Below are 519 nucleotides of genomic sequence, written 5' to 3' on the forward strand. Positions count from 1 at the left end.
CACTCGTTCGACAGCAGCNCGCTGCGGTGACCGTGCGACGCGAGGCCCTGAACGAGGAGTGGCAGGGCATCGTCGAGTGGGCCGAGGTCAACGTCGTCGACTCGCTCGAGGGGGCGGCGACGATCGCGGAAGGCTCCCACCTCGACACCGGCGTCCCGATCGCCGGCCCGGGTGCACCACTCGTGTCGGAGTTCGCGCTGATGGAACTCATCGCGGTCCTGGGCCGCACCCCGGACGGCGGGCGCGCGTACGTCGGGCGGGTCCTGGAGTGTGCCTGGCGGCTGCCTGAGACCTTCGCCCAGGTGATGGCAGGGCGGGTGGAGCCGTGGCGGGCCGAACGGGTCGCGGACNCATGTGGATCACCAGCTCGCGATCGCGGTCGGGCACGTGACCTGGGCGTTGATCGAACGCCTCGTCACCGAGGCGATCATCCGGTTCGACCCCGAACGCGCCGAAGCGGACCGTCAGAAGGCTGCTGATCAGCGGCACTTCGACATCGGCGAGGTCACCGCGGAAGGG

Source organism: Nocardioides sp. Root240, assembly GCF_001428825.1.
Classification (GTDB): domain Bacteria; phylum Actinomycetota; class Actinomycetes; order Propionibacteriales; family Nocardioidaceae; genus Nocardioides.